General features: G+C 71.0%; 22 protein-coding genes. 6 read left to right on the top strand and 16 right to left on the bottom strand.

The window, feature by feature from the left end; all coding sequences use genetic code 11:
* Positions 1 to 62 precede the first annotated feature (62 nt).
* The 3 genes from GTY96_RS28635 to GTY96_RS28625 all read left to right on the top strand — a co-directional run bounded on the left by GTY96_RS28635 (position 63) and on the right by GTY96_RS28625 (position 3,607).
* Entirely contained in the window at positions 63 to 1,589 is a 1,527-nt protein-coding gene (locus tag GTY96_RS28635; protein ID WP_143908968.1) for a GMC oxidoreductase, read from the top strand.
* 171 nt (positions 1,590 to 1,760) lie between these two features.
* On the top strand, positions 1,761 to 2,387 hold the full coding sequence (locus GTY96_RS28630; RefSeq protein ID WP_161666381.1) for a TetR/AcrR family transcriptional regulator: 627 nt from the start codon (positions 1,761 to 1,763) through the stop codon (positions 2,385 to 2,387).
* Positions 2,384 to 3,607, top strand: coding sequence for a multidrug effflux MFS transporter (locus GTY96_RS28625; protein WP_161666380.1), 1,224 nt, complete (start codon positions 2,384 to 2,386; stop codon positions 3,605 to 3,607). Before GTY96_RS28630 ends, GTY96_RS28625 begins: the two co-directional genes overlap by 4 nt.
* Positions 3,608 to 3,626: 19 nt before the next feature.
* Here GTY96_RS28625 and lnt read toward each other — a convergent pair whose 3' ends face one another.
* Complete coding sequence (gene lnt, locus GTY96_RS28620; RefSeq protein WP_161666379.1) at positions 3,627 to 5,234, bottom strand: apolipoprotein N-acyltransferase; 1,608 nt, start codon at positions 5,232 to 5,234, stop codon at positions 3,627 to 3,629.
* A complete protein-coding gene (locus GTY96_RS28615) occupies positions 5,231 to 5,791 on the bottom strand; it encodes a hypothetical protein (protein ID WP_328701038.1) in 561 nt (186 codons plus the stop codon). Before GTY96_RS28615 ends, lnt begins: the two co-directional genes overlap by 4 nt.
* A 138-nt stretch (positions 5,792 to 5,929) precedes the next feature.
* On the opposite strand from GTY96_RS28615, the gene GTY96_RS28610 reads away from it, so the two are divergent.
* Positions 5,930 to 6,787, top strand: coding sequence for a hypothetical protein (locus GTY96_RS28610; protein WP_143908958.1), 858 nt, complete (start codon positions 5,930 to 5,932; stop codon positions 6,785 to 6,787).
* A gap of 22 nt (positions 6,788 to 6,809) precedes the next feature.
* On the top strand, positions 6,810 to 7,403 hold the full coding sequence (locus GTY96_RS28605; RefSeq protein ID WP_143908956.1) for a macro domain-containing protein: 594 nt from the start codon (positions 6,810 to 6,812) through the stop codon (positions 7,401 to 7,403).
* Positions 7,404 to 7,503: 100 nt separating this feature from the next.
* Here GTY96_RS28605 and GTY96_RS28600 read toward each other — a convergent pair whose 3' ends face one another.
* From GTY96_RS28600 to GTY96_RS28590, 3 genes are all read right to left on the bottom strand, one after another.
* Positions 7,504 to 8,076 (bottom strand): hypothetical protein, encoded by a 573-nt coding sequence (locus tag GTY96_RS28600; RefSeq protein ID WP_143908954.1) that lies wholly within the window; start codon positions 8,074 to 8,076, stop codon positions 7,504 to 7,506.
* 52 nt (positions 8,077 to 8,128) lie between these two features.
* On the bottom strand, positions 8,129 to 9,799 hold the full coding sequence (locus GTY96_RS28595) for a DUF6923 family protein (RefSeq protein ID WP_143908952.1): 1,671 nt from the start codon (positions 9,797 to 9,799) through the stop codon (positions 8,129 to 8,131).
* Positions 9,800 to 10,244: 445 nt separating this feature from the next.
* Positions 10,245 to 11,330: an SGNH/GDSL hydrolase family protein gene (locus tag GTY96_RS28590; RefSeq protein WP_143908950.1), complete on the bottom strand. Its 1,086-nt coding sequence runs from the start codon at positions 11,328 to 11,330 to the stop codon at positions 10,245 to 10,247.
* A gap of 319 nt (positions 11,331 to 11,649) precedes the next feature.
* On the opposite strand from GTY96_RS28590, the gene GTY96_RS28585 reads away from it, so the two are divergent.
* On the top strand, positions 11,650 to 12,936 hold the full coding sequence (locus tag GTY96_RS28585; RefSeq protein ID WP_161666377.1) for a chloride channel protein: 1,287 nt from the start codon (positions 11,650 to 11,652) through the stop codon (positions 12,934 to 12,936).
* Between the two features lie 358 nt (positions 12,937 to 13,294).
* Here the strand turns inward: GTY96_RS28585 and GTY96_RS28580 are convergent, their stop codons facing one another.
* The 11 genes from GTY96_RS28580 to GTY96_RS28530 all read right to left on the bottom strand — a co-directional run bounded on the left by GTY96_RS28580 (position 13,295) and on the right by GTY96_RS28530 (position 26,182).
* Positions 13,295 to 14,626 carry a CapA family protein gene (locus GTY96_RS28580; RefSeq protein ID WP_143908946.1) on the bottom strand — a complete coding sequence of 444 codons (1,332 nt, stop codon included), beginning with the start codon at positions 14,624 to 14,626 and terminating at the stop codon, positions 13,295 to 13,297.
* The gene (locus tag GTY96_RS28575) at positions 14,626 to 15,384 is read right to left on the bottom strand and encodes a class I SAM-dependent methyltransferase (protein ID WP_143908944.1); all 759 of its coding nucleotides are present in this window, start codon (positions 15,382 to 15,384) and stop codon (positions 14,626 to 14,628) included. The genes GTY96_RS28580 and GTY96_RS28575 overlap by 1 nt, the downstream gene beginning before the upstream one ends.
* 116 nt (positions 15,385 to 15,500) lie before the next feature.
* Positions 15,501 to 16,937, bottom strand: coding sequence for a golvesin C-terminal-like domain-containing protein (locus tag GTY96_RS37310; protein WP_201756485.1), 1,437 nt, complete (start codon positions 16,935 to 16,937; stop codon positions 15,501 to 15,503).
* A gap of 310 nt (positions 16,938 to 17,247) precedes the next feature.
* Positions 17,248 to 17,883 carry a uracil phosphoribosyltransferase gene (upp, locus tag GTY96_RS28565; RefSeq protein WP_143908942.1) on the bottom strand — a complete coding sequence of 212 codons (636 nt, stop codon included), beginning with the start codon at positions 17,881 to 17,883 and terminating at the stop codon, positions 17,248 to 17,250.
* A gap of 68 nt (positions 17,884 to 17,951) precedes the next feature.
* Positions 17,952 to 19,160 carry a URC4/urg3 family protein gene (locus GTY96_RS28560; protein ID WP_143908940.1) on the bottom strand — a complete coding sequence of 403 codons (1,209 nt, stop codon included), beginning with the start codon at positions 19,158 to 19,160 and terminating at the stop codon, positions 17,952 to 17,954.
* Positions 19,153 to 20,406 carry a GTP cyclohydrolase II gene (locus tag GTY96_RS28555; RefSeq protein WP_161666376.1) on the bottom strand — a complete coding sequence of 418 codons (1,254 nt, stop codon included), beginning with the start codon at positions 20,404 to 20,406 and terminating at the stop codon, positions 19,153 to 19,155. The genes GTY96_RS28560 and GTY96_RS28555 overlap by 8 nt, the downstream gene beginning before the upstream one ends.
* Positions 20,407 to 20,490: 84 nt before the next feature.
* On the bottom strand, positions 20,491 to 21,975 hold the full coding sequence (gene mmsA / locus GTY96_RS28550; RefSeq protein ID WP_143908936.1) for a CoA-acylating methylmalonate-semialdehyde dehydrogenase: 1,485 nt from the start codon (positions 21,973 to 21,975) through the stop codon (positions 20,491 to 20,493).
* 202 nt (positions 21,976 to 22,177) lie between these two features.
* Positions 22,178 to 22,618 carry a hypothetical protein gene (locus GTY96_RS28545; RefSeq protein ID WP_143908934.1) on the bottom strand — a complete coding sequence of 147 codons (441 nt, stop codon included), beginning with the start codon at positions 22,616 to 22,618 and terminating at the stop codon, positions 22,178 to 22,180.
* Positions 22,619 to 22,827: 209 nt separating this feature from the next.
* On the bottom strand, positions 22,828 to 24,057 hold the full coding sequence (locus GTY96_RS28540) for an AAA family ATPase (RefSeq protein ID WP_143908933.1): 1,230 nt from the start codon (positions 24,055 to 24,057) through the stop codon (positions 22,828 to 22,830).
* A gap of 167 nt (positions 24,058 to 24,224) precedes the next feature.
* Entirely contained in the window at positions 24,225 to 24,746 is a 522-nt protein-coding gene (locus tag GTY96_RS28535) for a GNAT family N-acetyltransferase (RefSeq protein WP_143908930.1), read from the bottom strand.
* 191 nt (positions 24,747 to 24,937) lie between these two features.
* The gene (locus GTY96_RS28530; RefSeq protein ID WP_143908928.1) at positions 24,938 to 26,182 is read right to left on the bottom strand and encodes a phospholipase D-like domain-containing protein; all 1,245 of its coding nucleotides are present in this window, start codon (positions 26,180 to 26,182) and stop codon (positions 24,938 to 24,940) included.
* Positions 26,183 to 26,619: the final 437 nt, after the last annotated feature.

Genomic DNA, 26,619 nt, shown 5'->3' with positions numbered 1-26,619 from the left:
CTGGTTTACAGTTTAGACATACTTTGTCAGCGGCGGCGGAAATACCGTCCAGGTGAGCAGGCATGAAGACGTCGAAGACCGTCTATGACGCGGTGGTGGTGGGCTCGGGTGCCTGCGGCGGTTGGGCGGCCAAGCAACTCACGGAAGCGGGCCTGCGGGTGCTGGTGCTCGAGGCGGGCCGGAGCGCGCGGGCGGACCAGGCGCTGCACGTGATGCACCGCGTGAAGCAGAAGCTGTTGGGCTACCGCATCGAGTCGGACGCGGGTCGCACGGCGCGTCAGTCCGTGCAGTCGACGAGCTTCGCGTGGCCCTTCCATCCGCACGCCTTCGTGGATGACGTGGACAATCCCTACACCACGCCGGACGACGCGCCGTTCGCGTGGATCCGCGCGCGGCAGGTGGGCGGCCGGACCAGCGTGAAGAGCCACGGCCGCCAGTTCTACCGGCTGTCCGACTTCAACTTCCACGCGGGCAGCCTGGATGGGCTCAGCCCGGACTGGCCGCTGTCGCTGGCGGAGCTGGCGCCATCCTACGAAATCGTCGAGCGGTGGATGGGATTGCGCGGCAACTCGGATGGCGTGGACACGCTGCCGGACTCCGTCTTCTCCGGCCCCGCGCCGCTGTCGCCCGGAGAGGTCCGCCTGCGCGAGAAGGTGAAGGCCCGCTGGCCCCAGCGCCACGTCGTCGCCCGGCGGACCGCGAACGCGCCGGTGACGCTGCCCGCGGCGCAGAAGACGGGCCGGCTGACGCTGCGCTCGCACGCCATCGCCAGCCACGTCCTCCACGACCCGAACACGGGCCGGGTGACGGGCGTGTCCTTCATCGACGCGAACACCGGCACCTCCGAGCAGGTCCACGCGAAGGTGGTGGTCGTGTCCGCGGGCACCATTGAATCCACGCGGTTGCTGTTGCACTCGCGAAACCGGGCGTTCCCGGACGGGCTGGCGAACAGCTCCGGGCTGGTGGGCCGGCACCTGATGGACCACATGTATCTGCAGGGCATCGAGGCGCGCATGGGCCTGCCCTCGCACCTGCAGCAGAAGGAGCACGGCTGGGCGTACATCCCCCAGTTCCGCAACGTCACCGAGCGAGACCCATCCTTCGCGCGCGGCTACGGCGTGCAGGTGTTCACGTTCGATGACCAGATGCACCTGGTGCCCTTCGGGGAGATGCTCCCGCGTCCGGAGAACCGCGTCACGCTGAGCGCCACGGTGAAGGACCGCTGGGGCATCCCCGCGGCGCACATCGAGTGCCGTCACTCCGACAACGAGCTGAAGATGACGGAGGACGCGGCCACCTCGTGCCAGGAGATGCTGGAGGAGGCCGGCTGCACGGTGGAGAAGATCAACAAGACGCTCTCCACGCCGGGCATGGCCATCCACGAGGTGGGCACCGCGCGCATGGGCAGGGACCCCAAGACGTCCGTGCTCAACCCCTACAACCAGAGCTGGGACGTGCCCAACCTCTACGTCATGGACGGCTCCTGCTTCCCGTCACAGGGCCCCCAGAACCCCACCCTGACCATGATGGCCCTCACCGTGCGGGCCTGCGCGCACCTGGTGGGCGAGCTCCGGGCCGGCCGCATCTGACCGTTCGCGGACCGGGTGGCGACGGACGCTCGCGGCGTCTGTCACCACCGTCCCGCGTCGGCATGCCACCCCCGAACCCCTGAAAGAAACAGGAGCGGCCAGGCCCCGAAGCCGCTTGCGCGGACGGCGTGGATTCATTACCTACCCGTCAGTAACTAACCCCGTCCGCCCATGTCCCGTCCCCAGCGAGTCCTCGACCCGGAGATTGATGAGGCCGCCCGCGCCGTGTTCCTGGCGCAGGGCCCGTCGGCGCCGTTGCAGGACATCGCGAAGCGGCTGGGCATCTCCCAGGCGGCGCTGCTGCACCGGGTGGGCACGAAGGAGGCGCTGATGTTGCGAGCGCTCCGGCCCATGCCCCCCACCGCGCTGGCGCTGCTGGAGCCGGGCCCGCGCCCGGACACCTCCGTGGAGGACCAGCTCCTGGAGGCGCTGCTGCACCACCGGGACTTCCTGCGCCGGCTGGTGCCGTGGCTGTTCGTGCTCCACTACTCGGAGCTGGGCGGAGCGCGGGCCCTCCGGGCGAAGACGCCACCGCCCGTGGCGCTGCGCGAGGGACTGACCGTGTGGCTCACCCGGGCGAAGCGCTCCAGACGGGTGGAACTGGCCGCGCCGAAGGTCGTGGCCGAGGCCCTCTGCGGCGCGCTGGAGGCCCGCTGCTTCAACGCCCACGTGGGCGGCGCCACCTATGCCCCCGGCGAGGACGCGGCCGTCCTGCGCCAGCTCATCCGCGCGCTCATCGTCCCGAGCGAACCCCCGGCCCGCGCCCGGAAGCAGCCGAAGCCAAGGACCGCCCGATGACGACCGCCACGCCCAAACCGTTCCGCTCCACGGAGGGCGCCCGGTTGATCCTCCTGCTGGGCGCGCTCATCGCGTTCGGGCCGCTGTCCATCGACATGTACCTGCCGGCGTTCCCATCCATCGGCGAGTCGCTGCGCGCGAGCGCGGGCGAGGTGGAGCGCACGCTGGCGACGTTCTTCGCGGGGCTCGCGGTGGGGCAGCTCTTCGCGGGCCCGGTGAGCGACCGGTTCGGCCGCACGAAGCCGCTCTACGTGGGCCTGCTGCTGTACGTGCTGGGGTCGCTGGGCTGCGCGCTCGCTCCCTCCGCGGGGGTGCTGGCGGGGTGCCGGTTCGTGCAGGCGCTGGGCGGCTCGGTGGGGATGGTGACGTCCAGGGCCGTCGTGAGGGACCTGCACTCAGGGGCGGCGGCGGCGCGGATGATGTCGCGGCTGGTGTTGGTGATGGGGCTCGCGCCCATCCTGGCGCCGCTGCTGGGCGGCTGGGTGCTGCGCGTGGCCGGGTGGCGCGCCATCTTCGGAAGCCACGCGGTCATCGGCGTCCTCGCGCTGGGGGCGGTGTTCGCCATCCTCCCGGAGACGGCGCCAGCGGGGCGCGGAAGGTCCCAGCCGTTCCAGGCCATGGCGCGCATCGCGCGGGCCCCGGACTTCATGGGCAACGCCCTGGCGGCGGCGCTCGCGCAGGCGGGGATGTTCGCGTACATCAGCGGCTCTCCCTTCGTCTACATCACGCTGCACGGCGTGAAGCCGGAGCACTTCGGGTGGTTCTTCGGAGCGAACGCGGCGGGGCTGGTGGCCGTGTCGCAGCTCAACCACTGGCTGCTGTCGCGCTCCTCCCCGGAGCGGGTGCTGAAGCAGGCGGTGCGCACCGCCGCGCTCGCGGGGCTCGCGCTGGTGGCCGTGGCGGCGACGGGCTTCGGTGGTCTGTGGAGCATCGCGCTGTCGCTGTTCGTGTTCGTCTCCAGCCTGGGGGCCATCACGCCCAACGCGACGGCGCTGGCGATGGAGCACCACGCGAAGCAGGCGGGCATCGCGTCGGCGGTGCTGGGCGCGCTCCAGTTCCTGCTGGCGGCGGGGGCCTCCGCGGCGGTGAGCGCGAGCCACGATGGCACCGCGCGGCCCATGGCCGTGGGCGTGGCCATCGCCGCGCTCCTCTCCCTCGCGGCGCTCGGACTGGCGAGGCGCGCCTCCCCACCCGGAGCGGACACCGCCGCGACGACCTGAGAGGGAGCGCGCTCCCGAATCACCCGGGGAGGCGCGCGGGCTGACGGCGAAGCCACACGCCCAGCCCCCCCGCCAGCGCCAGCGCCACGGGCCACAGCCAATCCCCCCACGCCTCCGCGAGCGAATGCAGCCGCTCCGCCTCCGGCACGCGCATCACCGTGCCTGCGCGCTGGTTGTCCTCCAGCGCGGAGGTCCACGCGCCCGCCGGGTCGATGAACGCGGAGATGCCGGAGTTCGTCACCCGCACCTGCGCGGTGCGCGTCTCGATGCTGCGGAAGGCCGCGTGCATCAGGTGCAGCCGGGGCGCGGGCGTGCCGGAGAACCACGAGTCGTTCGACAACGTGAGGATCAGCTCCGCGCCCTGGCGCACCTCCGCCGCGACGTAGTTGGGGAAGAGGGCCTCGTAGCAGATGAGCGGCGCGACCCGGAGCACCCGGCCACCGTTCAACCGGAAGTCCACCAGGCGAGGCCCGGGGCCGCGCTTCCACCGGCCGGTCCACGGCATCCACGCGCGCAGCGCGGGCGTGTCCATGGCATCCGGCACCCACTCCGTGAGCGGGAACAGCATCGTCTTGCGATACGCGGATCGCGCCAGCTCCCCCGTCGCGGAGGGCCCCAGGAACATGGCGGCGTTGAACTCGCGCTCGCCGTCCAGGTCGTACGTTCCGAACACCAGCGGCACGCCCCGCTCCGCCACCCAGGCGCGGATCTCCTCGTCCAGCGCTCCGCCGTCCTCGCTCTTCGGCGTGCCGAACGTCGTCGGATACACCGTCTCCGGCCACACCAGCAGGTCCAGCGGCGCCGAGCGCAGCAGCGCGTCCGACATCGCGTAGTGCGTATCCAGGATGTCGCGCACCACTTCGTAGGTGCCCTGCTCCGCCGCCCGCTTCTCGATGTTCGTGATGTTCGCCTGCACCGCGCCCACCACCAGCGCCGGCGCCTCACGCACCGCCGCGCGCACCTGCCCCAGCCGCACGTGTCCGTAGCCGAAGCCCACCAGCGCCAGCAGGGCCGCCACGACGCCCGGCACGCGCCACGAGCCCCGCCGCGCCACCAGCCCCTGCCCCACCGCGACGACGCACTCGTTGAGGAGCAGCAGGCCCAGCGTGAGGCCAGGGGCGCCCGCCAGGTCCGCGCCCTGGCGCAGCGTCTCCGACGCGTAGAGACCGTGGCCCAGCGTCTCCGCGAACAGCTTGGGCGTGAAGCCCTCCGTGCCCACGTACACGAGCGCGGTCAGCACGGGCGGCACCCACGCGAGCCGCGGCCCGTCTCCCACCTTCCGCCGCGCGTAGGCCCGCACCCACGCGGCGGTGAGGAACTGGAGCTCCAGCACGGGCGCGATGAGGAGGAACACGGCCCAGCACAGCCACACCGGCGCGCGCGCGTACGCGGCGATGGCGCCCGGGAACCAGCCGAACACCGCCGCGGTGAACGTCACCGACAACAGCGCGCCCAGGGCCAGCGCGCCGCGAGCGGAGCGGGCCCGGTCCACCGCCGCGAGCCATGGCGCCATGGCCACCGCGCCCAGCCACACGAAACCCGGTTGCAGTTGCCCGAACGCGGCGAACAACCCGGTGGTCGCCGCGACGCCCAGGAGCGCCCCGGCCCACCCCTTCGCCAGGGTCACGGCGCGTCCTCGTCCTCGACAGGAAGCTCCAGCATCCGGTGGGGCATGCCAGGGGGCGCCAGCGCTTCGGGCACCACGCGGTTCTCGGGGATGGGGATGGGCTGCCCGTTGGCGTCCTTGGGCGTGAAGTCCGGGTGGAACATCAGGATGGCGGCCAGGGGCTGGCCGTTGTCCGTCGCCTGGTAGTGACGCATGTAGCCGGGAGGCAGCTCGAAGTCGTCGGGCACGACCAGCCCGACCTTCAGCGGCTTGGTGCCGCGCTGGTACAGCGCCGTCCCGCTCTTGCCTTCCGGCGGAGGTGGATCATCGACGGGCATGGGGGCGGGCGCCTCCACGAGCGCGGCGGCGGGGGTGGAGGGGCGCGCACGCGCGCGCACGGGTTCGGGCGTGCGGGCCACCGGGGCGGGGCTCGCGGCCACGACGATGGGCGGCAGGTCCTCCATGGGCACCGGGCGGGAGAGCCACCAGAGGCAGAGCCCCACGCACAGGCCGGTGATGGCGGTGGCGCCCCCGATGAGCCAGGGGCCCGCGCTGGAGGACTCGCGCGAGGGCGTCACCCGCGTCACACCATCGGAATCCGTGCGACGCTCAGGGCCAGACTGCGGGGAACGCATGTTCTCGGGGAGCCTCCGGGGTGCGTATGCTACGGAAGCCGCTCGCTCCGAAGCAATGCGCGACGAGCCACGCCCCCCTCCATGACCGTCGACGCGTCCGGCCCCTTCCCCGTCCACGCCTTCACGCCGCGGCTGCGCGCGTTGGGGGCGCTGCTGCACACCGTGGTGCTGGGCACCCTCTGCGCCTTCACCGCGCGGTTCCTCCAGGAGGTGCTCGCGGGCACCCAGGAGATGCAACCGGGCCCGCTGGCCGCGGGGCTGGTGGTGGGCGGGCTGCTGCCGCTCATCGCGCTGCGCCTGCTGCGCCTGGGGACCCGGGCCACGGTGACGGTGGGGCAGGACGGCGTGGTGCTCACGCAGCAGGGCGGCGCGCGCTTCGAGATTCCCTTCGACGCGCTGGAGTCCGCGCGTCCCTGGCGGCTGCCCACCCCGGGCCCGGGGCTCACGCTGAGGCTGCGCACGGGGCGCGCGTTCGACTACGGGGTGGAGATGCAGGACCCCGCGCCGCTGCTGACGGCGCTGGGGGCACGGGGCGAGGCGCGCGACCATGCCCTGGTGCGCTACGCGCAGGCGCGGAGCGCGAAGTGGCGCAGGCGTTGGTACGACTGGGGGCTGAAGTACGGCCTGGTGCCGGGAGTGGTCGCGGCCATCTTCTTCCGGGCGCACCAGTACATCTCCTTCGGGGGGCCCTTCGGCGAGTGGCAGATGTATGGCCTTCGGGCGTATCTCCTGTCCTTCGCGCGCACCTGGCTGCCGGTGTTCCTGGCGCTGCTGCTGTTCGGCTGTTTCTGGCGGGCCCTGGCGGAGGCGCTGTGCTTCGGCGCCGCGTGGCTGGGACCGAAGTGGGCGCGCCACGTCCGCACGGGCGCGGAGTGGACCTGCCGGGCGCTCTACTACGTCGCCCTCCCCGTGTTCCTCGCGGTGCGACTGCTGGGCTGAAGAGGTGCTAGAGGTCCCGGGAATGCTCCCCGAGAAGATCTACCTGATGGACCTCCAGCCAGCGCTGGTGCGGGCCTGGGATGAAGCCTTCGAGGAATTCGACTTCGTCGCCGCGCGAGAGGAGGACTTCTTCTCCCTCCCGGCGGACGCGATGGTCAGCCCCGCCAACAGCTTCGGCATCATGGATGGAGGGCTCGACCTGGCCATCCGCGACACGCTGGGCCTCCAGGTGCAGGACGCGGTCCAGCGGGCCATCCTGGAAGAGCATCACGGCGAGCTGCCCGTCGGGGCCGCGGTGGTCGTTGCCTCCGGCCATGAGCGCTGGCCGTTCCTCGTGGCCGCGCCCACGATGCGCATCCCGGAGAACGTCTCCCAGACGGTCAATGCCTATCTCGCGTTTCGCGCCGTCCTGCTCGCGGTGAAGCGACACAACGCGCGGGGCGCGCCCCCCATCCGGACGCTTGTCTGCCCGGGGCTCGGCACCGGCATTGGAGGGCTGGAGGCACGGCGGTGCGCGGTCCAGATGCGGCTGGCCCTGAAGCACGTCATGGCCCCCGCCCGCATCCCCTCCTTCCGCGACATCCACCTCACCCACCGGGCGCTCCGCACGGCGTAGGACCGGGGTCGGACCCGGCGCCGCCGCACGCACGGACGCCCGGCCCCTCGTGAAGAGGAACCGGGCGTCCGGACTTCACTTCCCTGACGTCAGCGGCGCGTTAGAAGGCCACCGCGGACGTGGGCATCATCATCGCGTCCCCCACGCGAGGGATGACGACGGAGCGGGCCAGGTCCAGCTGCACGACCGCGTGCTTGCGCGGCGCCAGCAGGGCCCGGGTGACCTCGAACCGCAGGGGCGCGGTGCGGACATCCAGCGCGCCGACCCGCTGGCCGTCCTCGAAGGCGCCGTACTCGTCGAAGCGGATGACCACCTGCGCCGAGTCCACGCCCGGAGGCATCGTGAAGTAGCCCACGAGCGCCGCGTGGTCCGGCCTCGCGAGGTCCATCACCGTGGCCTTCATCTCCACCGGCAGGTCCCTGCCCCCAGCGGACACCTTCATGCTGTCCACGTTGACGAAGGCCCCCTGGTAGCGGTGGTTCCCCACCCCCAGGATGCGCACCTCGTACTGGTTCTCCACCAGGTTCGAATGGAGGTCGTCCGCCAGGGTCGGCATGAAGCCCGTCGGCGCCGCCGGGGTCTCCGCGCCGTCGTTCGGCTCTTGCTGCTCACCACAACCCATCAGGCTCAACCCGCCCAGCACAGCCACCATCCACAGCTTCCAGTTCTTCATGTGCGTGTTCTCCAGAATCTGAATGTTTGAAATCGATGTCTGAACTCAGCGCTCAGAGGCTGCTCTTCGGCTCGCGGGCGATGGAGAGGGCATGCGACGCCGACGCCGGCCCACCGTTGAAGGACATGGGCAGCGCGTACCGGGAGCCCTTGTCGTTGAGCGCGCGCAGCTCCGTCAGCTGGGCCTCCATGTCCTCGCGGGTGCCGGAGTCCATGGCCCTGCGGGCACGCTCGACCCCAGGCTGCGTGGCCGCGCCGAAGAGCCGCGAGTTGCAGGTGGCGGTGAGCGACTGACGACCCAGCTTCACGCGCAGGGACTGCTCCTCCGTGCGGGGGACGCGCTGCTGCGTCGCGGAGGGGCTGAGCCACAGGACACCCATGGCCTCCTCCACGCTGTTCACGGTGCCCAGCCGGCCCAGGTCGATGCTGCCGCCGTTGGAGAGGCACGCGGACAGCGCCTCCTCATGCGTCTTGAAGAACCCCTCGTTGCGGGTCGCGCTCTTCTCGAGCGCGGAGGGGAACGGGCAGGAGGCGAAGTTCTCGTTGCCGTTGAGGCTCACCGCGCCCGTGGCGACGGCCGTGAAGACCCCCGTGGTCACGTTCACCGTGTAGAGGGTGTTGATGGGGTGGAGCAGGCCGGTCAGCTGGTTGCCGTAGACGTAGAGCGTCCCCGCGGCGTCGAAGGCGGCGGCGGTCGTCGTGAAGTACAGCGCGGGCAGACCGGTGAGGCCGTCCGGCGGCCCGATGGGGCCGTAGTCGGTGGTGTTGCCCGTGTTCGGGTCGAACCGGGTCATGCGGTGGGTGACCTGGTTGTAGCCGTACACCTGGCCGTCGAGCGGGTTCGTCGCGAAGTCGAGGATGCTCGCCAGCGTCGGGGCGGCCCCGGCGTTGATGACGGTGCCCGTGGTCAGGTTGATGCGCGCGTACGACGGGATGACCCCGAAGCCCGGGCCGCTGAAGATGAGGTAGGTGCCGTCGGACAGGACGGTGCCGGCCGGGTACGTGTTCAGCAGGTTCAGCTGCGGCAGGGGCCCGACGATGGTGGCGACGCCATCCGCGCCAATGCGCACCAGGTTCTTCACCGGCAGCGTGTTGTCGATGGCGTAGATGTAGCCATCCAGGTGGTTGAAGGCCGTGGCGGAGTAGAAGATGTTCGCCGTGGAGAACGGCGTCAGCGCCGCCGTCGCGGGGTTCATCCTGCTCAGCGTCGTGTTGGGCAGCCCCAGCCCGCTGTCCGAGTAGAACAGGCTGTTGTCGCACGGCAGCGTGTTCGCCGGCTTGCACGTCACCTTCACGCTGCTCTGCGCGGTGCCACTGTCCCACGTGGCGAAGAACGTGTTCGTGAACGCCGCGTTCGGCAGCGGGCCGGGCGTCGTCGGGTCGTCATCCGCGTTCCCCAGCGCGACGCAGTCGTCGAAGCTGTTGATGGTGAACGAGTAGTAGGAGATGAGGTTCCCATCCACCGGCACCGACTGCGGCAGCGGCGGCGTGAACGTCCAGCCCGAGGGCGTCAACAGCGGATCCGTCGCGGTCAGCAGCGTCGAAGGCAGCGTCGGGTGCGAATTGAGCGCGACCGTCGTGAAATTGACCGTCGTCGGGTACGAGGTGATGTCGAGCGTCTGATAACCATTGACGAGCTTCAAGGCGACGAAGTCGTGAGCCTGCGCAGCACCACCGACCATCACCGTGGCCGCCGCAATGGCAGCCTTCCATGTCTGATGCATTCGTTTCTCCCCCAGAGCACTAAAGCCTCCCACAGTGGGAAGGACCGCTCCCTCCCGTTACACCCGGCGTGCCATGGCGGAGAACTGTGTTTCCCAATCGGACTTCCAACAAACAAGCATGCCCCCGGGTACGCAAAATCAGCATTTCAAGCCAGCTCAACAAAACCGGCGTTGCACGGCTTGATAGCCATAACATGCACATGGCACGTTCCGTTCAATGCGGGGCCGAGGGCCGCCTGGGATTGATGGCATTGACGACAGAGGCCCTGTCCCCCGGTGAGGGGCGACAGGGCCGCGGCCCTCCACCGTCACGCTTTCACAAACCAAGACTCCGGCGGTCCGTGCCAGGCCCAGGGGCGCCTTCCCTCCTTCTCAGCGGACATGAAAAGGCCCCCGACCCGGTGACAGGTCGGAGGCCCTGGGGTCCCGCGGATGCCGCCTCAGCTCACGGCGTGGCGGGGTCGAACGTGGACAGGCTCCAGCCCATGCGCTCGTGGCCGAACTTGTTCCAGTCCGGGTTCTTGCCGTTGACGATCTGGCTGTCCGTGTAGCCCGGCGCGGCCGAACCGGAGCCGGAGCCGGAGAAGATGTTCACGCTGATGGTGGAGCCCGTGTAGGTCGGGTGCGTGTTGTCGGACTGGATGTAGTCGTAGCTGGTGCTCGCGTTCGCCAGGTGCAGGTTCGCGTCGCGCAGGGTGCTGCGCAGGGTCACGCTGATGCGCTGCACGTAGGCGTCCTCGGACTCGCCCTCGCGGTAGGCGATGGCCTCCGAATCCACCAGGCCGTCGCCGTTGCGGTCGTAGTCCGACGCCATCATCTCCGCGAACGCGTCCGCGCACTTGAAGCCATACTTGGTCGCCAGGCTGCACGCGCGCCAGTTGCTGCGCGCCAGCAGCGGCAGGAAGTACTGCTGCTTGTTCACCTTCTGCCCCGTCGCCGAGTCCGTGCAGGACGTCAGCACGTTGTCCGCGTCATAGCCGGGGTAGTAGATGTTGGAGATGACCTTCACCTTCGCGGTCGTCGCGTACTGGTTGATGGCCTGCATGCCACGCTCCATGTACGTGGTGCACGTCGCCAGCGCGCTCTGCAGGCCGCTGTAGTTGCACGTCCCCGTCTGGTCGGTGAACGCGCTGCGGGCCTGCAGGTAGTCGTTGCCGCACATCTCGAACATCACGACGCGCGTGTTGGACGCCTGCATGTACGAGCGCTCGGAGACGATCTTGTTGTTGTAGATGTCGTCCGCCTTCGCGCCGGACTTCGTGCGGCGGACCACCTCCACGTTCGCGCCCCACTTCTTCGCCGCGTACTCACCCTCCACCACCGGCGCGCCACGGCGCGCCACGCTGCTGATGCCGCCGTTGTAGCCGGCGAAGATGGAGTCGCCGTACGCCACCACCCGGTACGTCTGCGACGCCGAGCGGTTGATGGTCCACGACGTGTTCTGGTTGATGGTGCTGGCCATCGCGCTTCCACCCAGCGTGGTGGCGGCGAGGACGGCGGCGAGGGACAGCCCGCTGAGACGAACGGACATACCGGCTCCTGGAGAGGTAGGGGGTTCCCGCCCCGGCAAGGGGAGAGGCCGCGCACCGTACACGGCTTTGACTTTGGAATCACCTCTCAGACCAGAAATAACTCCACAACTTGCATTCCTTGTTGAACGCGAATTCCGCCACGATGCGTCAGAGGGGAGCCTCACGCCCCGCGCCGTGACGCAGCGCTCCGGGTTGACGCGATGTTTCACCTTGTTTCATGCCAGAAAGAAGGCCTCTGACTGGAAGAATCCGTTGTCTGTGTTTGGCGTGATGGAAACGCCCGGCCGGAGCATCGCGTCGCGCCTAGACTGCGCCGCCATGAACCTCTCCCGGAGTGCCCAGGCGCTGGGCCAGTGGCTGCTGCTGGGCGCGGTGGTGGGCGGGGTGTGCGGCGTGGCGTCCGCGGCGTTCCTGGCCCTGCTGGAGCACGCGACGGAGTTCCGGGTGGCGCACGAGGCGCTGGTGTACGCGCTGCCGGTGGCGGGGCTCGTCCTGGGGGCGGTGTACGGCCGGTGGGGCGAGTCCATCCGGGGCGGCAACAACCTGGTGCTGGACACGGTGCATGCCGGGGACGCGGTGATTCCGCTGCGCATGGCGCCCATGGTGCTGCTGGGCACGGTGCTCACCCACCTGTTCGGCGGGAGCGCCGGGCGCGAGGGCACGGCGGTGCAGATGGGCGCGAGCCTGGCGGACCAGCTGGCCCACCGCTTCCGCGTGTCGCCGGACACGCGGCGCGAGCTGCTGGCGGCGGGCATCGCGGGTGGGTTCGGTTCGGTGTTCGGCACGCCGCTGGCGGGCACGCTGTTCGGGCTGGAGGTCGTGTGCGTGGGCCGGCTGGGCTACGAGGCGCTCCTGCCCGCGCTCACCGCGTCCGTGGTGGGGGACATGGTGACGCGCGGCCTGGGCATCCACCACACCGCGTATCCGTCGCCTCAGGCGCTGGCCTTGACGCTGCCGGTGCTGGGCAAGTGGCTGGTGTTCGCGGTGGCGGTGGCCGCGGTGGCGGTGGCCTTCATCGAAGGCACGCACGGCCTGAAGCGCGTGCTGGAGCGCCGCGTCCCGTGGCTGCCGGTGCGCATGGCCCTGGGCGGCCTGGGCGTGGTGGGGCTGTGGAAGCTCGCGGGCACCAGCGACTACCTGGGCCTGGGCGTGCCCGGCATCCTGCGCGCGTTCCAGGACGTGTCGCTGCCGTGGGGCGCGTTCGCGTGGAAGCTCATCTTCACGGTGGTGACGCTGGGCGCGGGGTTCCTGGGCGGCGAGGTGACGCCGCTGTTCTTCATTGGCGCGGCGCTGGGCAACGTGCTCGCGCGGCTGCTGGGCCTGCCGGTGGACCTGGGCGCGGCGGTGGGCATGGCGGCGCTGTTCGCGGCGGCGGCCAACACGCCGCTCGCGCTGTCGCTGATGGCGGTGGAGCTGGTGGGCGCGGCGGTGCTCCCGCACGTGGCCATCGTCGCCACGGTGGCGTATCTGCTCACCGGCCACCGGGGCATCTATCCCTCGCAGCGCATCGCGCGGAGGAAGCTGGGCGGGCCGCTGCTGGACCGGGTCGTCGCCTTGCGCGACCTGCACGAGGCGCCCCCGAAGCAGCCCGAGGCGCCCCGCTGAGACTGGGTCCGCGGGCTCCAGCGGAACCCGGGACGGGGACGGCGCACGAACGCTCCGGGATGAAAGGGAGCGTCCACGGGTGTCGCCCCACACGCTGCACGCACGACGCGGCGTCCCAGGGTGCGTCCGGAGGCGTCGGATTCGGGCTCAGCGCCCGCTGGCGGCTTCGGTGATGGCGCTGCTCTTCGCGGGCGTGGCGGGGACCAGTCCCTCGGTGTGCCGGAACTCCACTCACGGAAGTGTCACAAGCTGACAGGACATGCGAGCGGCCGTGCCCCGCGCGGAGTCCCTTCCGGCGGCCCTCGGGAGTGGCTGTGTTTCATGAACACTCCGCTCCCGCGGAGCGCGGCGTGCCGCTTCACGGCACCGTCTGGGCGGTCAGCCCCGCCTCGCTGTCGTCCCTCCGCCGCAGCTCGGGCGTGGCCACGCGGAACTCCGTGGGCAGCATGCGCAGGATGCGCTCGCGGCGGTACCGGGCGCTCGCCAGACGCTTCTCCAGCGAGGCTTGCTCCGCGCGGGAGGCCTTGTCCTGGGGCGCCGTGCGCAGCGCCAGCGCCGCCAACCGCCGGGACACCTCCTCCACCTCCCGGTCGATGAGCACCGGCTGGATGTTGCGCCGCGCGCGGGCCTTGCGGCCGGTGGCGTTGTTCTCAATCCACACCGGCAACACCGACACATCCGCCAGCGCCACCGGCGCGCCGGGCTCCGCGCGCGTCACGCCCACGCGCAGCAGCAGCGAGTCCCGCTTGTCGCCGTCCTTCCCCAGCTGCCCCTTCACGTGCTGGTAGAAGCGCCCCTGGTTCGCCACCAGGTTGCCCAGCGAATACGCGATGAACCCCTGGCGCCCCGACTTCGTCGTGTACGCCTCCAGCGGCTGGAGCACGTGCGGATGATGCCCGATGACCGCGAACGCCCCCGCCTCCAGGAAGGCCTGCCCCAACGCCCGGTCCAATGGATGCGGCGTGTCTGAATACTCCCGCCCCCAGTGTCCCATCACGAAGAGCGCGTCACACTTCGCCGCCGCGGCGCGCACCCGCTCCAGCGCCTCCTCCAGCTTCAGGCCCCTGCGCGATTCATGCTCTGGATAGGGCAAGAGCGCCGCGTGTGGCGCATCCGCTTCCTTCGGGTTGCTGAAGCCATTCAGGCTCCGCGTGAAGGACAGGAAGCCCAGCCGTACCCCGCGCACGTCCATGAAGACCGGCGCCCAGGCCGCGTCCCGGGTGGTCCCCGTGCCCGCATGGCGCAGCCCCGCCGCGTCCAGGTGGCGCAGCGTCTCCACCAGGCCCTCCACGTGCTGATCGCGCGCGTGGTTGTTGCCCGTGGACACCACCTTCACGCCCGCCCCCACCAGCGCTCGCACCATCGCGGGCGGCGCGTTGAAGACCAGCTCCTTCGTGAAGGCCTTGTCGTTGGCGGTGACGGGCGTCTCCAGGTTCACCACGCCCACGTCCGCCGTGCGCAGCACGTCCGACAGCGGCCCGAAGACGTGGTCCCAGCCCTCATGGTTGAGCGAGGCCGCCGCACCGCCGCCCGGCGGCACCGCCCCGCTTCGCGCGTGGGCCCGCGCCACCGACTTCACCTCGCCGTGCGGAATCACATCTCCGCCAAACACCAGCTCCACGCGCACGGGCGCGGCCATGGCCAGCCATGGCATCCACCCCAGCGCCAGCACCGCCCCCCAACCGCGCATCACTCCGGCTCCCGCACCCCGATGAAGACCTCGCGGTTCCACGGGTCCCGCCGCGTCGTCGCGGGGCAGCCCGCCTCCGCCATCCACCCAAGCCAGTCCTCCCGCCGGAACAGGCCGAAGCGGTGGCGCTCCTGGGACATGCTCACCGTCCCATCCGCTTCCCGCAGCAGGTACGCGAACGCGGTCTCGAAGGTCTCATCGTCCGGATCCGGATCCCACGTCCACATCAGGTAGCGCATCCCGCGCCCGTCCGGCGCGTCGTGCCCTCCCGACTCCGTCGTGGACTCGAACGTCTCCCGCACGAAGTCCGGCAGCAGCACCACGGCGCCGCCCGGGCGGCAGTGCGCGGCGGCCGTCTGGACCGTGGCCCGCGCGGCGTCCCGGTCCGCCGCGTACATGATGGCGTCGTGCACCATCACCCGGTCGAACATGCGCCCCAGCCGCAGGGACGTCATGTCCCCCACCCGGTGCTCGCACTCCGGGTTGAGGGCGCGGCTGACCGCGACCATCTCCGGCGCGCGGTCCGTCAGCGTCAACGTGAAGTGTTGTTTCAGGTGGAAGGCCAGGCTGCCCCCGCCCGCGCCCAGCTCCAGCATCGTGCCCGCGGGCCCCGCCGCCGCCGTGCGCAGGATGCCGAGCAGCTCCTCCGCCTCCTCCGCGTACTCCTCCGGAGGCGAGAACAGCGGCCACCAGGTCGCCAGCTCCGTGTAGAGCCGGGGCTCCTCCAGCGGAGGCGGAAGCACGGTGCGCAGCGCCATGGATGGATTCCTCGGGGACGGGCCATCGTTGTATCGCCCGGGCGACCGGGGCGTCCACGACGCGTTGACCGCCCCGGCCACGCACGGAGGCGGTCAACGCTCACGCCAGGGATTGACTAACGGACCTGGATGGCGTCCGCGACGACGTAGGTGCCCGCCGTCACCCAGCGGCTCACCTGCACCTTGTTCCAGCCCGCGGTGAAGCTCCACGTGCCCAACGTGTTCCACTTCGCGCCGTTGAGCTGCTGGTTCACCTTCACGTTCGCCAGCTGCGCGCCGGCCGCGTTGCTGATGATGAAGGGCGCGGCCGTGGAGCGGTCCGTCGCCGCCGTCCACCACGCGTCCACCGACTTCGTGGCCGCCGCGGGCAGGTAGAACCAGAACGTCGCCGGCTCCGACACCGCCGCGCCCGGGGACACCAGGTAGCTGGTGCCGTAGTAGCCCGCCACGTTCGTGGAGGACGCCCAGCTGGAACCCGTCAGCTGGATGTAGCCCTTCGCCTGGTCGTTGTTCGCGTTGTTGCTGTCGATGACCAGCCCCGACGAAGAACCCCCGCCGGACGTCCACAGGTACGTCACGTCCACCCAGTCGTTGTTCGTCATCCCCAGGTCCGTCCAGAACGTCCCGTCCGCGAGGTCGATGCCCGCGGGGTTCGCCGGCCGGCGCCCGAACTCATCCAACCCGCCGTTGAAGTTGTCCTGATACGCGGCCTGGGCCTCTGGCTTGCCCTGCGGCAGGCTCTTCCACATCTCGCGCACGCTGGACGCGTTCCAGTAGTCGTCCTTCGTGTTCCACGGGCCCACGTCCCAGACGGACGTCGTCGCGCACTTGCTTGTCTTTGAATAGCAGACGCGCACCTGGTATTCGGAGCCGCCGTTGGACGCCAGCCCCCGCCGCGACGGCAGCGCCGCGAACCGGTCGTTGCTCTTGATGACATGGCCGTTGGCCGTCGTGCCGCCCACCAACCCCTCGCGGGTGGCGTAGACGCGGTAGCTCAGGGGCGCGAGCGCCTGGAGCCCCTCCTCCGTGCCGCGCCCGTCCCGCCAGCCCTCCAGCCCCACCGCCTGGACCTCCGGGCCCCGGCCCCGCTCGTCCGCGATGAGCGCCAGCCGCACCTGCACCTCCGTGCCCGCGCGAGGCAGGCGCACGGCCTCGTCACCCGCGGCGGTGCGCCACTCACTCCAGGCCCCGCCGGGGACGCGCACGCGGACGTCCACCTCCACGGCCTGCCCCGGCCCCACCGCCGCCTCGACGCGCGGCCGGAACGTGTCCACGGGGCCAGCCAGGGTGCGCGGCGGGAACTCGAAGAGGCCCGTGAGCCGGCTCATGCCCTCGGGTCGGCGCATCACCGCGTTGGGCTCGTAGCGCAGCAGCCCGTCCCGCGTGCCCACGAGCTCGGACGTGCCCGCGCCCACGGCCAGGTCCTCCGTCCAGCGCTGGGTGCCCGCCTCCCCCTGAAGCGACTCCGGCGCCGGCTCCGCCACCGCCACACCCTCCGCGAACACCGCGCCCAACATCACCGCCATCAGGGTGGACCGCCACGACGCGCGCATGCCTGGACTCCCGGGAAATGGAGAAAAACGTTTAGACGGTTCAATTCTTAAATCCGTCTTTCCCGGTTCTCAAGAGCCAAGAGACAAAACCGTCCGCTGGCCCTGCCCTGGCTCACCGCATCACGGCTCTGGAGTCCGTTCGCATCCGCACGGGTTGGCCGTCATCCTCATGGGACTTGCCGGTGGACGTCTGGCGCGCTCGCCGGGCGAAGCGGCTTCATGATGGCGAGACATGAATCAACCCTGTCTCGCCATCAATCACTCACCTCAGGAAGCACCTGCCTGCCCGCGATGACGGTGGGGGCTGGGGCTACTTCGTCCCGAAGAGCCGGTCTCCGGCGTCCCCCAGGCCGGGGAGGATGTAGCCGTGCGCGTCCAGCTTGTCGTCGATGGCGGCGGTGAAGACCCGCACGTCGGGGTGGTGCTCGCGCAGGTTCGCCAGGCCCTCCGGGGCGGCGAGCAGACACACGAAGCGCAGCGAGCCCGGGCGGCTGCGCTTCACCCGCTGGAGCGCCGCCACCGCGGAGTTGCCCGTCGCGAGCATCGGGTCACAGACGATGACGTCGCGGTCCTCCAGGTCGGCCGGCACGCGGTAGTAGTACTCCACCGCGCCCAGGGACTCCGGGTCGCGGTACAGGCCGATGTGGCCCACGCGCGCGGACGGCACCAGCTGGAGCAGGCCATCCAGGATGCCCTGCCCCGCGCGGAGGATGGGCACCAGCACCAGCTTCTTGCCGTCCAGCGCCCAGCCCGTGGTGCGCGCCATGGGCGTCTGGATCTCCTCCTCGCGCAGCTTCAGGTCGCGCATCGCCTCGTACCCGAGCAGCAGGGAGATCTCCTCCAGCAGCGCCCGGAACGCCGCCGTGCTCGTGTCCGTCCTGCGCATCACCGTCAGCTTGTGTTTCACCAGCGGGTGATCCACCACCGTGCAGTTCGGATAGTCCATGCGTCCTCCTCGCGCCGCCCGGGGAGCCCGGACGGACTGTGGGCCTGCGCCTGTGCTGCAAAGCCACCTCAGAACACCGTGCCGTCGCTGCGCACGCGGATGGGCGGCACGCCCCCGGGACGCAGCTCCGCCGCGACCCGGCGCCCCGCCGTCCAGGTGCCGCCCTGGAGCACCTTCGCCAGCGGCAGCTCCTCCGCGCTCAACTCCAGACGCCCCCGCACCAGCGCCGCCACGCGGTCCAGCAGCGCCACCGTCAGGGCGCGCCACTCCACGATGGGCGCGTCGCCCGCGGAGAACACCTCCGTGGCCAGGCGCGGGTCCTGCGGCACCAGCACGCCCAGGTCCACGAAGAGCCCGCCGTTGCGGTACTCCGGCAGGCCGGTGAGCGCGTCCAGCTCCGTCACCGTCACGCCCGCCTCCGCCAGCGGCTCCACCAGCGAGTACGCCAGCCACTGGGACAACTTGTGGAAGGGCACCAGCGCGTCCGCGCTGTCGGGCGGCCCCAGCGCCGGGTGCGGCCACACGTCCCCCAGGTTGATGCCATCCACGCTGATGCGCCCCGGCCAGATGGGGCCCAGCACGTCTAGCACCGTGCCCAACACCTCCGCCGCCCGCACGCTCCGCCGGTGCGCGGCCAGCATGTCGAACATGGACCCGGGCCGGGGCAGCACGCGCGACAGCGCCTGCAGCAGGTGCAGCCGGCCCTCCACGCCCAGGAGCGGGTTGGACTCGGACACCTGGAAGCCGCGCTCCAGCTGCTCGCGCGTCATCCGGCCCAGCGCCTCCGCGTCCGCGCGCAGGGGCCGGTCTGGATCCGACGAGAAGCCCCCCGCCATGAACATCCGCAGCGACGCCACCGCCAGCCCCTCCGAGCGCACGTACGTGGCGCCCCCGGGCTCCTGGTAGCGCCAGGAGGGCCCGCTGCCCGCGTCCAGCAGCACGCTCACCACGCCCAGGTCCACCTTGGCCCGGGCGCGCTCCTCCGGCGGCAGCGGGGCCAGCCGCGCCTCCAGCTGCGCGAGCCTGGGCACCCCGCCCGCGTCGAAGTGGCGCCAGCGGCTGTGCACCGGGATGTCCAGCCGGGGGTACGCCTCGTGCGTCACCGCCAGCACCCGGTCCACCACCGTCGGCAGCCGGGACGGCTCCACCCGGAAGTACTCCAGGCGCCCGGCGAGCCCCAGGTCCAGCACCTGGTGACACCGCTCGCGGATGGCCGCCGGGCTGCGCAGCCACGCCACCGTGGGGGACAGCTCCTGCACGCGGATCACGTCAAGCATCGAGGTCCCTCCCCTTCACCTGCGCCAGCGTCCCCGCGTCCGCCACCGGCCCGCGCGTGAAGTAGCCCGCCGCCTTCTTCGCCTCCATCTCCACCTTCGCGTCCGCGGGGATCAGCCCGTCCGGGATGGGGACCCGCTCCAGGATTTCAATGCCCGAGCGCACGATGGCGTCGTGCTTCATGTCGCTCATGGAGACGAAGCGGTGGATGCGCGTGATGCCCAGCCAGTGCAGCACGTCCGGCATCAGCTCCTGGAAGCGCATGTCCTGCACGCCCGCCACGCACTCCGTGCGGTGGAAGTACGTGGCCGCGGAGTCGCCGCCCTCCTGCCGCTTGCGCGCGTTGTAGACCAGGAACTTGGTCACCTCGCCCAGCGCCCGGCCCTCCTTGCGGTGATACACGATGAGCCCCACCCCGCCCTGCTGCGCCATCCGCACGCACTCCTCGATGCCGTGCACCAGGTAGGGCCGGCACGTGCAGATGTCGCTGCCGAAGACGTCGGAGCCGTTGCACTCGTCATGCACGCGCGCCGCCAGCGGCACGTCCCGGTCCGCCAGCGACGCGATGTTTCCAAACACATACAGCGACAGGCCGCCGATGGGCGGCAGGAACACGTGCAGGTCCGGGCGGGTGATGAGCTCCGGGTACATGCCACCGGTGTGCTCGAAGAGGCCCCGGCGCAGCGCGCTCTCCGTGAGGCCGAAGCGCTCCGCGATGCCGGGCAGGTACCAGACGGGCTCCACCGCGGCCTTCACGACCTTGATGTCCCCGTTGGCCGCCACCAGGTCGCCGTCCACCTTGAGGCGCCCGGCGAGCATCGCGTCGCGCACCTCCGGCATGTTGATGTGGGCGCGGGTGACGGCGATGGTGGGCCGGTAGTCCACGCCCTGCTCCGCGTAGGCGCGGAACACCTGGGACGCCACCGCGCCCCACGGGTCCAACGACACGATGCGCTTGGGGTCGCTCCACGACGGATGCGGGCCCACCTGCGCCGCGGGCGACGTGTTGGTCAGGTCCGCCTTGTGGTCCTGTGGCAGCTTGCCCGCGGACACCGCCAGCGCGCGGTAGATGGCGTACGCGCCGGAGTGCGTGCCAATGACATTGCGGTTCGCGGGGTCGGACAGCGTGGCCACCACCGGTCCCCGGCGCAGCGGCTCCGACTCCCCCCAGCGCAGCGGCGCTCCCGGCACCTGCCCATCCGGATGTGAAGTCAGACGAATGTGATTGATGGGCTTCTTGTCAGACATGGGTGCACCCTCCTCTGGGGCGCGAAATGGATGGATGGGTATTGAAGGGAGTGGGGATGGGTGGATCGCCGCGTTCAGCGGGCGTCAACTCATCCAGGAGCCGTCGGTGCGCGCGGACCACTTGCGCGTCACCTTCTTGAGCTGGCTCCAGAAGTCGAGGCTGGACGGACCGGTGATGTCGCCGTGGCCGAACTTCGACTCGCCCGTCCCGCCGAAGGAGAAGGGCTCGCGCGGCACCGGCACGCCCACGTTGACGCCCACCATGCCGGCCTTCGCGCCCTCCACCACGGTCTGCGCCACCGCGCCGCGGGTGGTGAAGACGGACGCCGCGTTGCCGTAGGGCGACGCGTTCTCCACCGCGAGCGCCACCGACAGCGTGGGCACCCGGACGATGGACAGCACCGGGCCGAACAGCTCGCGCCGCGCGGCCTCCATCTCCGGCTGCACGCCGTCCAGCACGGTGGGCCCCATCCAGTGGCCGTTCGCGTACGGGTCGCCCACGGGGCGCCTGCCGCGGCCATCCAGCAGCACGCGCGCGCCGTCCGCCTGCGCCTTGGCGATGGCCGTCTCCAGCCGGCTCACCGCGCCCCGGTCGATGAGCGCGCCCATGCCCGGCCCCAGCTCCAGCCGCGCCGCGCGCCGGACGATGTCATCCACCAGCGGCTGCACGTCCCCCACGGCGAGCATCACGCTGGCCGCCATGCAGCGCTGGCCCGCGCAGCCGGTGAACGAGTCCACCACCGCCTGCGGCGTGAGGTCCGGATCCGCGTCCGGCACGACGATGAGGTGGTTCTTCGCGCTGCCCAGCGCCAGCACGCGCTTGCCGTGGCGGCTGCCCTCCACGTACAGGTGCCGCGCCACCGGGGACGAGCCCACGAAGGCCAGCCCCTTCACGTCCGGGTGCGCCACCAACGCCTCCACGGCGTCCTTCGCGCCGTGCACGATGGAGAAGACCCCGGGCGGGTAGCCCGCCTCCACCATCAGCTCGCCCAGCGCGGTCGCGGTCAGCGGCACCTTCTCCGACGGCTTGAGGATGAAGGCGTTGCCCACCGTGACGGCGATGGGGAACATCCACAGGGGCACCATCGCGGGGAAGTTGAACGGGGTGACGCCGGCGACGACGCCCAGCGGCTCGCGGCGGTATTCACAGGTGACGCCCCGGCTCACCTCCAGGTGCGCGCCGCCATCCAGGTTCTGGAGCGACAGGGCGAAATCACAGACCTCCATCCCCTTGAGCAGGCCCGCGCGGCCCTCCGCCACCGTCTTGCCGGACTCACTGGCGGCCAGGTGCGCGAGCCGCTCCAGGTGCGTCTCCAGCAGCGCGCGGAAGCGGTGCAGGAAGTGGGTGCGCTCGCGCAGCGGAGCGCTTCGCCACCCCTGGGCCGCGGCCTTCGCGGCCTCCACCGCCTCGGCGACGCCGGCGGCGGTCGTCAGCGGCACCTGGCCGATGACCGCGCCCGTATACGGACTGCGAACCTCTTGCGCCGCCACCCCGCTGGGAGAGACCCACTCTCCACCCACGAGATTGCGACAAGAGACCACGCTCTCGGGAAACCGAACAAAGGACACGCGCACCCCCCCGGTGTTGCGTGACAAATGGACGGCAAGGATAGACGCAAACCCGGAAGGCAGGGCAAGCCGGGCGGATGCGACGGTGTCCTCGCCTGATCGGAAGCGATGGATCTCCCCATGTTGCTGTGTCGCAAAGCCGACCGATGCGCGAGGGGTGCGTTCACCCGCCCGGGTGCGTCAACGTGCGCGCCGCGGCCCGTCAGGCCTGCGAGAGCATCCGCTGGTGCCGCTCCGACAGGGCGGCGGTGTCGGTGGTGGCGCGCAGCTCCGCGATGGCGGTGGCGTCGTCCGTGTCGGGGTTGAGGCCCATGCAGATGGCCTCCAGGTACAGCTCCAGCGACAGCAGGAAGCGGGAGTCGGCGGTGAGCGGGTCGCCCTGCTCGCGCATCAGCTCACCGTCCTCGCGCACCAGCTTCGCGAGCATCCGCACACGCGACGCGGTGCCCAGCAGCCGCGAGGTGGACTCGGCGTCCGCGAGGATGAGCGTGCCGTACTCCATGCCCAGCACGGTGAGGGCCGTCTCCCGGATGAGGGTGCGCGCGTCCCCGTACCGCTTCTCCTTCCGGGCCTTGAGGACGCTGGAGATGGCCGCCACGAACTGCTCGATGGCGCGCTCGATGAAGTCCTTGCGGAGGGACATGAGGACGACACGCTAAGCCCGTCTGGAGGCGCATGCACCTTTCCCACCCCGAAGGAGATGGGACCCGTTGGGTTTCACGAGTTTTCATGTTCTGGGAGTGACAGCGGGGTGTCCGCGGAACGCACCGCCGGTGCTCGTGTTCCCACCCGAGAGGATGGCCCGCGGCGCCCCCGCCGACACCCGGGCGCGGCGGAGCCTGGAGGCCTGAATCACGGCGCGTCGTGCTTCCGTGATTCCCAGTACACGCGCCGCGCGGGCACGGAGACGAGCTGCCGCTCCGGGTAGCGAAGCGCGGTCAGCTTCCCTCCGAACACGCAGCCGGTGTCCAGACAGAGCGTGTCGTGGACCCACTCCGCCTCCGTCACGGAGGTGTGGCCGTACACGACCATCGCCTGTCCCCGGTAGTGCTCCGCCCAGTCGGCGCGCACCGGCAGGCCATAGGCGTCCGCTTCGCCCGTCGTCTCACCGTAGAGCGCGAAGTCGCGCGCCTCGGGGCTGTCGCGGCCATGCATCCGCTCCTTGAGGCCCGCGTGCGCCACCACCAGCCGGCCTCCGTCCAGCACGCAGTGCGTGGGCCTGTGCTCGATGAAGTCCGCCACCTCCCGAGCGAAGTCCGGCGGCTCGCGCTCCAGCTGCTCCAGCGTCACCGCGAGCCCGCGCCCTACCCGCACGTCCTTGCCACGCAGCTTCTTGAGCAACTTGATTTCATGATTGCCCGGCACGCACAGCGCCTGCCCCGACGACACCATCCCCATCACCAGCCGCAGCACGTCCGTCACCCCGGGGCCCCGGTCCACGAGGTCTCCCAGGAACACCGCCTTGCGCCCCGGCGGTCCGCCCACGTCGAAGCCGCGCGCTCCGTCCGGGCGCGGTTCGACGGCGTAGCCCAGCTTCGTCAGCAGGTCCTTCAGCTCGTCGAAGCACCCGTGGATGTCGCCGATGATGTCGAAGGGGCCGCGCTCGTCGTGGAGGTGGCCGGGCACCGGCCGACGCTCGAACGCCACCGTGTCCACGGCCTCCGGCGTGAGCACGTGCACGTGCCGGAGGCCTTCCTTCGCCAGCCCCTTCAGCGCGCTCTGGAGCTGCTGCACCTGGTTGCGCAGGGCGCGAGGTGACGAAGCCGCTCCGGCGCGGGACCGGTTTCGCTCCAGACAGAGCGCCTCCGGCGTGTCCAGCACCACCGCCACCAGGGGCACGTGGTGTTCACGCGCCAGGGTCACATACCGCCTGCGCGACTCGGCGCTCAGGGGAACACCGTCGATGACGGTGCACGCGCCTCGCGCCAGCCTTCGCGCGACGTCCTCGAACAGGGCGGGGTCATTGCTGGCCCCGGACCGCACGTCCTCGGGTGGAAAGTGCGCGCGCGCGAGGGTGGACTTGCCGGCGCCGGACGGGCCGATGAGCAGCACGAGCGATTGCTCGGGGATGGGAATCTTCATGGTGGGGACACCGGGTGGAGGGTCGGCGCCCCTTTCGGGGCAGGACGCACGCTGTCACTCCCGCGCGCGACCCCGTCCGGCGCCCGGGTCACGCGAGCCTTCGCGGACCCTCTGGCATCGGACGGGATGCCCCCACTACGCGGGAACGCGTCCCCGCCTGACACGCGTCACTTCAAGGGCAGCACGAAGGCTTCCAGGAACACTTCCGGGCGCTCGAGGTCGCCGGCCGGCGTGCGCTGGTAGCCGCGCCCCTGGTACATGCGCGCGACCCCTGTCGCGCCCCGGCGCACATGGAGGGAGATGGCGTCCATGCCCCAGCGCTTCGCGAGGACCTCTGTCTCCGCGAGCAGCGGCTGCGCCAGTCCCTGACCGTGGAAGCGCACCGACGTGGCCAGCGCCCGCAGGTCCGCCGTTTGGGGGAGCCACGCCTCGGAGCCGGGCGCACCGGGCGGATACAGGGCCACCGTGCCCGCGACCTCGCCGTCCACCTCCGCCACCAGGATGGTGCACACCTCGCGGCGCGAGGCCACGTCGCGCAGGAACGCCTTGCGCTCCTCGGAGTAGACGACCTCCGGCAGCTTCTTCGCGTACTGCGTCATGTAGGCGTCCACCAGGAGATCGCCAATCGCCTTGTCGTCTTCGGGCCGCGCCTCGCGAATGACCGCCCGCTTCACCACGTCCGTGCTCATGCGCCGCCCTCTAGCATGACGGCCCGGAGCCCGCCTCCCGCATGCGAGGCCGGCTGCCGCGCGTCCAGGCCGCCGTCTCCTGGCACGCGCCGCTCGTTCCAGCCCGATGTGTCCCGTCCACCCACCACGCCCCTCCTGCGTCCAAGCAGGCGGCCCCAGCCTGGGGCACCTCACGGACGCTCCGCCCCGGCTCACAGGAAGTCGCCGATGAGCCACGGCAGCTCCTCGCCCAGCTTCTGCAGCAGACCGCGCCGCTTCCAGCCCTGCCAGTGGACCTCCGCCGAGTGCGTGAGGTCCTGCTCGAAGGAGGCCGCCAGCTCCTCCGCCAGCACGGGGTCCTCCACCATCAGCGAGCCCTCATCGGTGTGATTGAGCGCCAGCGGATCCATGTTGGTGGAGCCCACGACGCTGAGCATGTCGTCCGCGACCAGCGTCTTGGCGTGCAGCATCGACATCTCGTACTCCCAGATGCGCACACCGCCCTCCAGGAGCCTCGCGTAGGACGCGCGCTGAGCCGCGCGCACGGGCGCCACGTCGTGGTAGCGGCCGGGCACCAGCACGCGCACGTCCACGCCCTGGCGAACCTTCTCGATGAGCATGTCGCTGATGGCCTCCGACGGGATGAAGTACGAGTTGGCGATCCACAGCCGGTGCTTCGCGAACGCGATGGACAGCAGCCACATCCTCGACGCCTCCGACAGGAAGCGGTGGCTGGTGCTGGCGACGAAGCAGGCCCGCGCGTCGCCCGCCGGGGCCAGCTCCGGGAAGGACTCCGGGGGAAGGAAGTCGCCGCCGGACTCCTGCCAGTTCCGCGCGAAGGCCGTCTGCATGCCGCGCACGACGGGGCCTCGCACGCGCACGTTGGTGTCGCGCCAGGTCATCGCCGCGTCGCCGTTGCCCAGCCAGCTGCGCCAGACGCCGAACCCGCCGGTCAGCGCGACCTCGCCGTCGCGGATGACCATCTTGCGGTGCATGCGCGCGCGGATCCGCGACGCGTCCAGGGACGCCACCGCGCCCTGGTACGGACGGTAGATGCGCACATCGCAGCCCGCGTCCGCGAGCACGGGGGCCACGGCCTCGAAGTTCACGCTGCCCAGCGGATCCACGATGATGCGGCACTGCACGCCGGCCCTGCGCTCGCGCAGCGCGACGAGCAGCCGGTCCGACGGGATGCCCGGGCGCCAGATGTAGCTGGCGATGTGGATGCTGGAGCGGGCGGCGCGGATCTCCTCCTCGATGACGTCGAAGATGCGCCCGTTCTGCACCAACTCCACGCCGTTGCCCGGCTCCATGGGCATGCCCAGGGTCTGCGCGATGGCGACCTCCCGCGCCACCGGGTCCTCCGGCAGCGCGCGCAGGCGCAGGTCCTGTCGGTGGTTCGGGTAGGGACACCCCGCGGCGAGCAGGGCGAACAGGAGGGGCCAGACCAGCCGCACGGCCCCCAAGCTAGGGCAGCCCCCCGCCCCGCGCATCCGCCGCGTGCGACAGAGTCACGGAAGCGAATGGATGCGCCCGGACACCGTCCACCCGTCGACGGTTGAAGGGCGTGGGGTCAACGGCCGGTGGTGCCGGACGCGCCGCATGCGCACTGCTGGGAGCGGGCATCGGCAGGGAATCCGCGCGAGGAGAGCGGACACGGCATGGGGCAACGGGGGAAGCGACCGGCACGGAGCGCGGGAGGACGGGCCCTCCTGCTGGCGGGATGGCTGGGAGCACCGGCCGCGCTCGGTTCGGCGCGCACGCAGACATTCGAGATGCTGGATCCACCCGAAGCGCATGAGACCGAGACATCCACGCGGGCCGGTGGTCCAGCGGACTCGCTGTTCGTGGAGGCGACGCAACCATCCACGGCCGCCACGCCATCCACTTCGTC

Origin of the sequence: Corallococcus silvisoli (assembly GCF_009909145.1) — a bacterium.
Lineage (GTDB): Bacteria > Myxococcota > Myxococcia > Myxococcales > Myxococcaceae > Corallococcus > Corallococcus silvisoli.
This window is presented reverse-complemented; position numbering and strand designations above follow the sequence as displayed.

Bases quoted from the DNA above. Each gene is read 5' to 3' on its own strand.
- GTY96_RS28625 (WP_161666380.1), top strand. From the start codon at position 2,384: ATGACGACCGCCACGCCCAAACCGTTCCGCTCCACGGAGGGCGCCCGG.
- GTY96_RS28545 (WP_143908934.1), bottom strand. From the start codon at position 22,618: ATGTCCCTCCGCAAGGACTTCATCGAGCGCGCCATCGAGCAGTTCGTG.
- GTY96_RS28600 (WP_143908954.1), bottom strand. From the start codon at position 8,076: ATGAAGAACTGGAAGCTGTGGATGGTGGCTGTGCTGGGCGGGTTGAGC.
- GTY96_RS28630 (WP_161666381.1), top strand. From the start codon at position 1,761: ATGTCCCGTCCCCAGCGAGTCCTCGACCCGGAGATTGATGAGGCCGCC.
- GTY96_RS28580 (WP_143908946.1), bottom strand. From the start codon at position 14,626: ATGCGCGGTTGGGGGGCGGTGCTGGCGCTGGGGTGGATGCCATGGCTG.
- upp (WP_143908942.1), bottom strand. From the start codon at position 17,883: ATGGACTATCCGAACTGCACGGTGGTGGATCACCCGCTGGTGAAACAC.
- GTY96_RS28540 (WP_143908933.1), bottom strand. From the start codon at position 24,057: ATGAAGATTCCCATCCCCGAGCAATCGCTCGTGCTGCTCATCGGCCCG.
- GTY96_RS28610 (WP_143908958.1), top strand. From the start codon at position 5,930: ATGACCGTCGACGCGTCCGGCCCCTTCCCCGTCCACGCCTTCACGCCG.
- GTY96_RS28560 (WP_143908940.1), bottom strand. From the start codon at position 19,160: ATGCTTGACGTGATCCGCGTGCAGGAGCTGTCCCCCACGGTGGCGTGG.
- GTY96_RS28635 (WP_143908968.1), top strand. From the start codon at position 63: ATGAAGACGTCGAAGACCGTCTATGACGCGGTGGTGGTGGGCTCGGGT.
- GTY96_RS28595 (WP_143908952.1), bottom strand. From the start codon at position 9,799: ATGCATCAGACATGGAAGGCTGCCATTGCGGCGGCCACGGTGATGGTC.
- GTY96_RS28575 (WP_143908944.1), bottom strand. From the start codon at position 15,384: ATGGCGCTGCGCACCGTGCTTCCGCCTCCGCTGGAGGAGCCCCGGCTC.
- GTY96_RS28605 (WP_143908956.1), top strand. From the start codon at position 6,810: ATGCTCCCCGAGAAGATCTACCTGATGGACCTCCAGCCAGCGCTGGTG.
- GTY96_RS28555 (WP_161666376.1), bottom strand. From the start codon at position 20,406: ATGTCTGACAAGAAGCCCATCAATCACATTCGTCTGACTTCACATCCG.
- GTY96_RS28590 (WP_143908950.1), bottom strand. From the start codon at position 11,330: ATGTCCGTTCGTCTCAGCGGGCTGTCCCTCGCCGCCGTCCTCGCCGCC.
- GTY96_RS28585 (WP_161666377.1), top strand. From the start codon at position 11,650: ATGAACCTCTCCCGGAGTGCCCAGGCGCTGGGCCAGTGGCTGCTGCTG.
- GTY96_RS28535 (WP_143908930.1), bottom strand. From the start codon at position 24,746: ATGAGCACGGACGTGGTGAAGCGGGCGGTCATTCGCGAGGCGCGGCCC.
- GTY96_RS37310 (WP_201756485.1), bottom strand. From the start codon at position 16,937: ATGCGCGCGTCGTGGCGGTCCACCCTGATGGCGGTGATGTTGGGCGCG.